5 protein-coding genes are annotated in these 8,780 nt (G+C 72.6%); 1 reads left to right on the plus strand and 4 read right to left on the minus strand.

Annotation, left to right across the window (positions count from 1 at the left end; genetic code table 11):
• Positions 1 to 4,560, minus strand: a 4,560-nt coding sequence (locus ACFWP5_RS50620; RefSeq protein ID WP_384173620.1) for a beta-ketoacyl synthase N-terminal-like domain-containing protein, incomplete at its 3' end; no start/stop codon positions are given.
• 128 nt (positions 4,561 to 4,688) lie between these two features.
• On the opposite strand from ACFWP5_RS50620, the gene ACFWP5_RS50625 reads away from it, so the two are divergent.
• Positions 4,689 to 5,165 carry a nuclear transport factor 2 family protein gene (locus ACFWP5_RS50625; RefSeq protein WP_384173623.1) on the plus strand — a complete coding sequence of 159 codons (477 nt, stop codon included), beginning with the start codon at positions 4,689 to 4,691 and terminating at the stop codon, positions 5,163 to 5,165.
• Between the two features lie 21 nt (positions 5,166 to 5,186).
• Here the strand turns inward: ACFWP5_RS50625 and mpaM are convergent, their stop codons facing one another.
• From mpaM to ACFWP5_RS50640, 3 genes are all read right to left on the minus strand, one after another.
• Entirely contained in the window at positions 5,187 to 6,041 is an 855-nt protein-coding gene (gene mpaM, locus ACFWP5_RS50630) for a daptide-type RiPP biosynthesis methyltransferase (RefSeq protein ID WP_384173626.1), read from the minus strand.
• 111 nt (positions 6,042 to 6,152) lie between these two features.
• Positions 6,153 to 7,625, minus strand: a complete 1,473-nt coding sequence (locus ACFWP5_RS50635; RefSeq protein WP_384173629.1) for an FAD-dependent monooxygenase — start codon at positions 7,623 to 7,625, stop codon at positions 6,153 to 6,155.
• A partial coding sequence (locus tag ACFWP5_RS50640) for a beta-ketoacyl reductase (protein ID WP_384173632.1) occupies positions 7,622 to 8,780 on the minus strand: 1,159 nt, incomplete at its 5' end. The genes ACFWP5_RS50635 and ACFWP5_RS50640, both read right to left, overlap by 4 nt.

Consider the following 8,780-nt stretch of genomic DNA (forward strand, 5'->3'; position numbering starts at 1 on the left):
CTCGAACGCCTCGATCGCACCTTCCCTGTCGTCTCTCCCGACGACGACCGCTGCCCTCCGCGCCAACTGCGCCCTCCCGGCGAGCCCCCCCACCAGATCCCCGGGCACCAGCCCGTCCCGCCCACCAAGATGACCGGCCAGCAACCCGGCCGAAGCCCGCAGCGCCGTCGTCTCCTTCGCCGACACCGGCAACACGACGTCCGTCCCCTGCCCGGAAGCGGCCTCCCCACTGGAGGCGGCCACCCCGGTGGGGGACTGTTCGAGGATGAGGTGGGCGTTGGTGCCGCTGATGCCGAAGGAGGAGACGGCGGCGCGGCGCGGGCGGCCGGTGTCGGGCCAGGTGGCCGGTTCGGCGAGGAGGGTGACGGCGCCGGTGGTCCAGTCGACGTGCGGCGTGGGCTCGTCCAGGTGGAGGGTCTTCGGGAGGGTGCCGTGGCGCATCGCCTGGACCATTTTGATGACGCCTGCGACGCCGGCGGCGGCCTGGGTGTGGCCGATGTTCGACTTGATCGAGCCGAGGCGGGCGGGGTGCCCGCCGGCGCGGTCGCGGCCGTAGGTGGCGAGGAGCGCCTGCGCCTCGACGGGGTCGCCGAGGGTCGTGCCGGTGCCGTGGGCCTCGACCGCGTCGACCTCGTCGGCGGTCAGGCCCGCGCCGGCCAGCGCACGCTCGATCACCCGCTGCTGGGACGGACCGTTCGGCGCGGACAGCCCGTTGCTCGCGCCGTCCTGGTTGATCGCCGAACCCTTGATGACCGCGAGGACCGTGTGGCCGAGGCGCTCCGCGTCCGACAGGCGCTCCAGCAGGACCAGGCCGACACCCTCGGCCCAGCCGGTGCCGTCGGCGCCGGCCGCGAACGGCTTGCAGCGGCCGTCGGGGGCGAGGCCGTTCTGGCGGCTGAACTCCAGGAACATGCCGGGCGAACTCATCACCGTCACCCCGCCTGCCAGCGCCATCGTGCAGTCGCCCGCCAGCAGCGCGCGCCCCGCGATGTGCAGTGCCACCAGCGAGGACGAACAGGCCGTGTCGATCGTGACGGCGGGGCCCTCGAAGCCGAAGGTGTAGGCGATCCGCCCGGACGCGACGCTGACGGTGCTGCCCGTCAGCCGGAACCCGTCGTAGCCGTCGACGGGTTCGCGCAGCTCGGGGCCGTAGCCGTGCGCCGTCGCGCCGACGAACACTCCGACCGGACGGCGGGCGAGGCCCGTCGGGTCGATTCCGGCGTGCTCGAAGGTCTCCCACGCGGTCTCCAGCAGCAGCCGCTGCTGCGGGTCCATCGCGGTGGCCTCGCGCGGGCTGAGCCCGAAGAACGCCGCATCGAAGGCGGCAGCATCGTGCAGGAACCCGCCGTGCCGGGTGGTGGAGCCACCGGGCGCGGCGGCGTCGCCGAGCAGGGATCGCAGGTCCCAGCTGCGGTTGCCGGGGAACTCGGTGATTGCGTCCCGGCCCTCGTCGACGAGCCGCCACAGGTCGTCGGCGGACCGGACGCCGCCCGGGTAACGACAGCCGATCCCGACGATCGCGATCGGCTCGTCGGCGCGCGCCGCCGTCAGGGTCGGGGCGTCGTCGCTGGGCGCCGCGAGCAGCTCCTCGACGAGATGGTCGACGAGGGTCTCCGGAGTCGGCCAGTCGAAGATCATGGTGGCGGGCAGCCGCAGGCCGCTCATCGCCTGGAGCCTGCCGCGCAGATCGACCCCGGTCACGGAGTCGAACCCCAGCTCCTTGAAGGTCAGCCCGGTGTCGAGGGCGTCCTCAGGCCCGTATCCGAGCGCCGTCTCCACGCAGACCCTGACCAGGTCGGCGAGCCTCCGCCGGGCCTCGGCCCCGCTGAGCGCTCCCAGAGCGTCCCGCCCGTACGGCCCGTCCGCGGACGGCTCCTCCCCGGCATCCTCGGACGCTTCCTGCGATACGACCGGTACATGGCTGTTCGTCCGCAGGTTCGCCTGGTCGGGCCAGACCTGCCTGCGCTGGAAGGCGTACGTGGGAAGATCGGTCGTCTCGGAGCCGAGCAGGGACCGCCAGTCGATCTCGGCGCCGTGGACGTGCAGGCCCGCGAGTGCCGTCACGAACGCGTGCTCCTCCGCCCCGTCGCGGAGCGTGGGCAGGAACACCGACGCGCCGTCGTCGAGGTTCTCCTCGGCGAGGACGGTCAGCACCCGTCCGGGCCCGAGCTCGAGGAACGTCCGGGCCCCGGCCTCCCGCAGCCAGGACACGCAGTCGGCGAACCGCACCGGCTCCCGGATCTGCCGCACCCAGTAACCGGGGTCCCGCAGCTCGTCGTCCACGGGCCGTCCGGTGAGCATCGACACCACCGGCAGCTGGGACGGCCGGAACTCCACCGACGCCGCGACCTCGGCGAACCGCTCCAGCATCGGCTCCATGAGTGCCGAATGGAAGGCGCGGCCGACTCGCAGCCGCCGGGTCCGGTGGCCGCGCCCCTCCAGCGCGGCCGCCGCCCGGACGGTCTCGTCCTCGGGCCCCGACATCACCACCGAGCGCGGCCCGTTGACGGCTGCCAGCCCCACCCCGCCCGTCAGCACCCCGGCGGCCTCCTCGGCCGAGGCACGGACCGCGATCATGGCGCCGCCCTCGGACAGCTCCTCCATGAGCGCCCCGCGCGCCGCCACCAGCCGCGCCGCATCCGCCAGGCTCAGCACGCCCGCGACGTGCGCGGCGGCGAACTCGCCGATCGAGTGCCCCGCGACGTACTCGGGACGCACCCCGAACGACTCCACCAGCCGATACAGCGCGACCTCGACGGCGAACAGCGCCGCCTGCGTGTACAGCGTGTGATCCAGCAGCGCCGCGTCGGCTCCGCCCGGCTCCGCCCACATGATCTCCCGCAGCCCGCGCGGCAGATGCCGGTCGAGCTCACCGGCGGCGGCGTCCAGTGCCTCGGCGAACGCGGGAAACGCCGCGGCCAGCTCACGCCCCATGCCGACGCGCTGCGCCCCCTGCCCGGTGAACAGGAACGCCGTCGCCCCGCCATCGACCCGTCCCGTCAGCCCCTCGTCAGAGACGGCGAGGGCACGGAGGCCCGCGGTGAGGGTGTCGCGGTCGGATCCGAGCACCGCAGCCCGGTGCTCGAAAGCGGTGCGGGTGGTCGCCAGAGCGGCGGCGACCGCGACGACGGACGGCCTTGGCCGCTCATCCAGGAGGTCGGCGGGTTCCTCGGTCTGCGTCTGGGCGGTCGGGGTGGGCTGTTCGTCCAGGTAGGCGGCGAGCTTTGCGGCCTGTGCGCGGACGGCCGCGGGCGTCCGTCCTGACAGCAGCCAGGGGACGGTCGCGGGGCCGGGCCGCTCTACGGGCAGGGCGGGTACGGGGGGCGCGCCGAGGACGAGATGGCAGTTGGTGCCGCCCATGCCGAAGGAGGACACGCCGGCGAGGGCGTCGCCGTGCGCGCCGGGCCACGCCGACGGCTCGGTCTGGACGGTCAGGCGCAGTTCGTCCAGCGGGATGGCGGGGTTCGGGGTCTCGTAGCCGAGGCTCGCGGGGATTTCGCGGTGCAGGAGGCTCAGGGCGGTCTTGACCAGGCCGGCGATGCCCGCGGCGCCCTCCAGATGGCCGATGTTCGTCTTGGCGGAGCCGACGAGCAGCCGGCCCTCCCTGTCCGGGCCGAGGACGGCGCCGAGCGCGGCGGCCTCGATCGGGTCGCCGGCCTTCGTGCCGGTGCCGTGCAGCTCGACGTACTGGACGTCGGCGGGCGCGACCCCGGCGTCCCGGTAGGCGTCGTGCAGGACCTGTGCCTGGCCCTCGGCGCTCGGAGTGGTCAGCCCGTCGGTGGCGCCGTCGTTGTTGACCGCGCCGCCCAGGATCGTGCAGTAGATCCGGTCGCCGTCCGCGATCGCCCGCGCGAGGGGCTTCAGCACGACCACCGCACCGCCCTCGCCGCGCACGTAGCCGTTGGCGTCCGCGTCGAACGCGCGGCTCCGGCCGTCGGAGGACAGGGCGCCGAAACGGAGCGCGGCCAGCGTCCCCTCGCCGAGGATGTTCAGGTTGACGCCGCCCGCCAGTGCGAACTCCGACTCGCCGCGCAGCAGGCTCTCGCAGGCCAGCCGGACCGCGACCAGCGACGAGCTCTGCCCGGTGTCGACGGTCATGCTCGGTCCGTGCAGGCCGAGCACGTACGACAGCCGGTTGGCGATGATCCCGCGGTTGGTGCCGGTCAGCGAGTGCGGGGTCGGCCCGCCCAGATCACGCAGCAGGGCGGCGTAGTCGTCCCAGATGGCCCCGACGTAGACGCCCGTCCGGGAGCCGCGCAGCTCGTCGGGGAGGACCCGCGCGTCCTCCAGGGCCTCCCAGCCGAGCTCCAGCATGAGCCGCTGCCTCGGGTCCATGACCGTGGCCTCGCGCGGCGAGATGCCGAAGAAGCCCAGGTCCATGCCGTCGATCCGGTCGAGGAACCCGCCCGTTCGCATCGGGAGCTCGACGTCGTCCCAGCGGCCCTCCGGAGCCTGCCCTATCGCGCTGCGGCCGTCGCGCAGCAGCCGCCAGAATTGCTCGGGGCCGTCACCCCCGGGAAATCGGCAAGAAATTCCAACAATGGCGATGGGCTCATTCATCTCTTGGTCCCTAGGGTCGGACGACGCGATATCCGGTGCCTTTCTCGATATCAAACCGACCAGGCACCGGCAAGATCGTTTTAGGGCGCTCAAAGGGTGTGTTTAGTGGCTTGTTGTTCGATGTGTCCATGAATCAACACAGAGACCTGACGCCCCGTGAAATCTTCATGCTCAAGCAGGAACGCATTTCCCGGCTCGATGCCGACGGGCAGGCCGACCTGTTCGCCGAGGACGGCGTGCTGGAGGTGCCGTTCTCGCCGAACGGCCTGCCGCGCCGGTTCGAAGGCAGGGAGACGATCCGGGCCGTCATCTCGGCGGCCCTGCAGAACGCCACCCGCGGGACCCGGCGCCCGCTCGGCCATCTCGACGAGACCGTCTACGAGACCGACGACCCCGAGGTCGTCATCGCGGAGTTCACGTCCAGGACCGAGGACACCGTCACCGGCGAGCACTTCCACGCGCGCTACATCCAGGTCCTCCGGATCCGCGACGGCCAGATCGTGCTGTTCCGCGACTACTGCACGCTCGAGGCCATCACGCATCTGTGGGGCGACCACGGTGGGGAGTCCTTCACCGAGCTCGGGCAGACCTTCCCCGGGGCCTGAGGCCCCGGGGAAGGGCACGGACTACAGGGCCACTTCGAGCAGGTAGATCTTCGGCGTGATCGCGAAGGACGCCTGGATCTGGAACTGGCTGACCACCTCGTGCTGCTTCAGCACTCGCAGGCCGGCCTCCTCGATCTCCGCACGGAGCGGGGCGGCCGGCAGTACGCCGGACAGCGCAGTGAAGATCTTGGAGTCTATGACCCTGCCGTCCTCGACGCGGTGGGCGAGGAAGTTGCTGGACCGGAGCATCTCCACCGGGTCCACGTAGTCGAGCAGGGTCAGCAACATCGGGATGTCGGCGTCGGCGCCGGTCGCGACGATCGCCTGGGTCTCGAACGGCTCCGAGCGTTCCTCGATGCCGGGGAACTCGATGAGCGTCATCAGGAAGCGGCCGCCCTCGGCGAGGTGGGCGCGCACGGAGGCGAACAGCGAAGCGCGCTGCTCCTTCTCCAGGTAGCTGATCGCGTTCGCGCCGAGGGTGATGAAGTCGAAGGTCCGGTCGAGGGAGAACGACGTCATGTCGCCCTCGATGGTGGTGACTCGGTCGGTGTAGTCGGAGCCGTCCTCCTTCTCCTCTTCGAGGCGCTCGGCGAACAGGCTCAGCATGTGCGGCGACATGTCGAGGCCGACTGCGTCGAACCCCTGCTCCAGGAACGGGAAGGTGAGCCGTCCCGAGCCGCACGCCAGCTCAAGCAGCGTCCCCTTGCGGCCCTCGGCGACCGCCAGCATCGCCTCGGCGTCGGCCTCGTCGTAGCGGGTGAGGAAGTGGTAGACCGGCGATCCCTCGGGGCCGTACAGGCTGTGGACGCTGGAGTCGCCGCCGAGAAGGTTGGCGACGTGCGAGGCTGTTCCGAGAATGCGGAGGCCGTCGGACATGTGGGTACCCCTTTTTCGCATGGGCAGGATTTGGCCGTGGCAATTCTGGAATTGCCACGGCCATTCTCTCGAAAGCCCGTAAAAGACCCCTCAAAGCCCGCTTAAGCGGGCTCAGCCGAACCAGGTGCGGAGCGTCCGGGCGAACCCGGGGTCGCCGTCCTCGCCGCGGTCGGCCCAGGCGATGAAGCCGTCGGGGCGGACGACCACGACCCGCGCGTCGAGGTCGGCGACCGGCTCGACCGTCACCACCTCGACGAGGTCGGCGAGGTGCTCGGGGACGGCGGGCAAGGCCTCCGGCTTGCCCGTCAGGTTGAGGACGAGGCCCCGGCCGCCCGCCAGCGGCTCGTAGGTCGTGAGCTCGGTACCGTCCGGACGGGTCGTCCGCACGTCCGGGAAGCGCCGGCCGATCAGCTCGTGCGGCTCGCCGGGCACGCCGGTCAGGTCGAAGGCGTAGGACACCTCGGTGACGTACTGGACGAGGTACCGCTGCACCGCCTTCATCTCGACGAGCCCCGCCAGGATCTCCCGCAGCGGCCCGACCTTCTCCAGCGGATGCTGGATCGCGATCTGCGCCGCCGCCCGCACGCAGGCCCGGCGGCCCACCGGACGGCGCTCGGCGTCGTAGCTGTCGAGCAGGCCCTCCGGCGCCCGTCCCAGCACCTCGGCGGCGAGCTTCCAGCCGAGGTTCACGGCGTCGTGCAGGGTGGTGACCATGCCGTTGCCGGAGGACGGCGGGTGCGAGTGAGCGGCGTCGCCGACGAGCAGCACGCGGCCGTCCCGGTAGGAGCGGACCAGCCGGGTCGCGTGGCCGTTCCGCTCCATCCAGGTCGGTTCCTCGACGTCGGGCGCCGTGCCGACGAGCCTGCGGACGCTGCCAAGGACCTCGTCCCTGGTCACCGGGGTGCCCGGCGGGACGTCACGGTCCTCCCACTCGACCGTCATGATCCTGATGCGGCCCGGCTGGAGCGGAAGGATGCCGAGCTGGCCGCCCGGGTACAGGCCGTTGACGAACTTGTCGCGGTTGCCGGCGAAGTCGCCGACGTCGGCCGTCACGCCGTAGTAGGCCGGCGCGAACTCCTCGTAGTCGAACCCGCAGAGCCTGGCGACGGTGCTGTGCACGCCGTCCGCGCCGACCAGGTAGGCGCCGCGGACGGTCCGCTCGCCGTCCTGTGCCGCCACCGTCACGGTGACGCCGCCGGCGTCCTGCTCGACCCCGGTCACCTCCTGGCCGTGCAGCACCTGGACGCCGAGTTCGAGGGCCCGCTCCTCCAGGATCTCCTCGGTGCGGACCTGCGGAATGAGCCAGTCGAACTCGGTCTCGCCCAGCTCCTCGTCGAACTCGATGTACAGCAGGCCGAAATGGGTCCGGTTCCAGCGCGGGGTGGACGCGTCGCCGAACCGGTCGGCGATGCCGCGCTGCTTGAGCGTCTCGACGCAGCGGGCGTGCAGCAGCGCGCCGCCCGACTCGTGCGAGCGCTCCGTCCGGCGGTCCAACACGGTGACGGGGACTCCCGCGAGGGCCAGCTCGCAGGCGAGCATGAGGCCGCCAGGGCCGGCTCCGACGATCACGACAGGTTCGTTCAAGATGTGCTCCGTTGGCTAGTGCCGTCCAGCTCCGCGCCGAGGTACTCGGCCAGCGCGGACGGGGTCGGCAGGTCGTAGACCGCGCTGGGCGGCAGGGACAGGCCGGTCGCCCGGGCGAGCCGGTCGCGCAGGGTGAGGGCGCCGAGCGAGGTGATGCCGAGGTCGAGGAAGTCGGCCTCGGGCGCGACGGCGTGGCCGCCCTCGTGGCCGAGGGCGTCGGCGGTCGTCGCGAGCACGAACTCCAGCAGCAACCGGTCGCGCTCCCCGGGGGAGCGGCCTTCGAGCCGGAGCAGGAGGCCGCCGGGGTCGGCGGCGGCAGGGGCAGCGTCCCTGGACGTGCGCGGGGCCGCGCCGGGGAACGCCGCGGTGACGTCGGCGACGACCACGCAGGGCGGCCCGGCGAGGATCCGCGGCAGGTCCCGCAGGGCGGCCGACGCGCGCATCGGGCGCAGGCCGGGCTGCTCGTCGCCGCCTTCGACCGTCCCCCACAGCAGCGACGTCGCCGGGAGCCCGGCGGCGCGGCGTCGGCGTGCGAGGGCGTCGTGGAAGGCCCCGACCGCCAGATCTTCGGGACGGGCGGAGCGGGCTCCGGCCGATGCCGTCAGCGGAGCGAAGAGGACGAAGGCGGACAGTTCCAGATCCTTGGTGGATTCGTGCAGCTGCCGGGCGGCGTCCATGGCTGCCTCGCCGCCGGCCATCGCCGCGGTGTGGAAGACCGCGGCGAGCGGCTCGCCGTCCGGGAGGAGTTCGAGGAGAGCGGGAATCGCCGCCGGATCGGCGGGATCGAACACGACCGAGGTGATCGCGCCGTCCAGCCCGTCGGGTGCGGGCTCGGCCGGGCCGACGGCCAGGAGGACGCTGGACGCTCCCGCGCCCGCCAGCCACTTCGCCGTCTCGACCCCGAGTCCGCCGCCGGTGACCAGGACCGTCCCGGCGGGCGTCCAGCTGCGGTCGCCGCCCGGCGCCCGGGTCAGCCGCGGCACCAGCAGCGCCCCGTCCCGGACGGCCACGAGCTCGTCCCCGCCGGTCAACGCGGCCGCGAACGCCCGCCCTACCCGTCCAGAGGCTTCGAGCGGCAGATCGACGGCCCTCAGCCGCCGGGGCGACCCGCTCCGCCCCGCCGTCTCCACGACTCCCCACAGCAGGCTCTGCGAG

The organism is Streptomyces sp. NPDC058469 (assembly GCF_042721125.1).
Lineage (GTDB): Bacteria > Actinomycetota > Actinomycetes > Streptomycetales > Streptomycetaceae > Streptomyces.

Coding starts and splice junctions, on each gene's coding strand:
- mpaM (WP_384173626.1), bottom strand. CDS start 6,041: ATGTCCGACGGCCTCCGCATTCTCGGAACAGCCTCGCACGTCGCCAAC.
- ACFWP5_RS50625 (WP_384173623.1), top strand. CDS start 4,689: ATGAATCAACACAGAGACCTGACGCCCCGTGAAATCTTCATGCTCAAG.